At 58.2% G+C, this 1,481-nt stretch carries 1 protein-coding gene; it reads right to left on the bottom strand.

The window, feature by feature from the left end:
* Positions 1-164: 164 nt before the first annotated feature.
* Positions 165-1,481 (bottom strand): IS1182 family transposase (locus LO50_RS12155; protein WP_044315165.1); only part of this gene is annotated, 1,317 nt, incomplete at its 5' end.

Genomic DNA, 1,481 nt, shown 5'->3' on the forward strand with positions numbered 1-1,481 from the left:
GGCTGATTCTGTTGAAAAAGTAGGTTTAGCGGCAGCAAGGCGGTCGGATGTACCTGCTGTCGAAGTGGCTGCAAGCCACTTCAAGTTACCTTTCGGCGTTTCACTGAGCGTCCTTGCTCAGGTTTGAGGGTTAATTCGAGGGTTTCTGCTCGCCACAGGCGTACCTATCCCGTGAGCGGTGGCCCTTGAGGCAAAAGCTTGGCCATGCGGCGCAGGTTCTGCACCATCGCAGCCATGGTGAATTCGTCAGTGGCGCCTGTCAGGCCACGCAGTCGTAAACGGTCGAGTTTCATGATCCGTTTAAGATGGGCGAAAAGCATCTCCACCTTCTTCCGTTCGCAACGTGAGACGAGGTATTCCGGTGTCTTGGCGATGCGTCGAGCCACATCGCGGGCAGCCTCATGGATGCTGCGAACGATCTTCCGATTCGGTGTGTTGGGGCAGCATTTCGCTTTCAACGGACAGGTGACGCAGTCGGTTTGGCTGGAGCGGTAGATGATGGTGTTGGCCTTGGTTACCCGCGATCTTTTCTGGGTGAAGGCGCGCCATTCACTGCGTAGCGGTTTGCCGGTTGGGCAGCGATATTCATTGGCTTCCTGATTCCAGTGGAAGTCGTTACTGGAGAGACTGTCGTCCTTGCGCTCAGTCTTGTCCCACACCGGCACATGCGGCTCGATGTCCTTCTCTTCGACCATCCAGGCCAGCATCGGGGCAGTGCCATAGGCGGTGTCGCCGATGAGGCGTTCCGGTGTGAGGTCGAACTGCGCTTCGACACGCTCGACCATCGTCCTGGTCGAGTCGACTTCGGTGGTACGGTGCGCCGGGGTCGCTTCCACATCCATGATCACACCGTGCTCAGTGTCGATCAGGTAATTTGTGGAGTAGGCAAAGAAGGCCGGGCCGCCTGGTGCTGCTGTCCAACGGGACTGAGGATCGGTGAGCGAAATCTTCTTGGGAAGAGCCTCAGCCAACGCATCTTCATCAAGTGCTTCGAGGTACTCGCGCACGGCGCGGCTGCTGAGCTTTGGATCGCTCCAATCGACTTCATCTCCCACCACCCCACGTTGCCGGCTGGCATCCGCCTTGATGATGCTGGCGTCGACGGCGAAACCTTCGCCCTTGACTAGGCCGGCTGCCATGCAGCGCCGCAGCACTTCATTGAACAACCAGCGGAACAGATCGCTGTCACGGAAACGGCCATGGCGATTCTTCGAGAAGGTCGAGTGATTAGGTACTTCGTCTTCCAGACCCAGCCGGCAGAACCAGCGATAGGCCAGGTTCAGGTGCACCTCTTCGCACAATCGCCGCTCGGAACGAATGCCATAGCAGTAGCCGACGACCAGCATGCGCACCATCAATTCCGGGTCAATCGAGGGACGCCCGATGGGGCTATAGAAATCTGCCAGGTAGGCACGCAGATCACTGAGATCCAGGCACTGGTCGATGCTGCGCAGGAGATGTTGGGCCGGGACGTGATCTTC

Source organism: Stutzerimonas stutzeri, from assembly GCF_000935215.1.
In the GTDB taxonomy this organism is placed as follows: Bacteria; Pseudomonadota; Gammaproteobacteria; order Pseudomonadales; family Pseudomonadaceae; genus Stutzerimonas.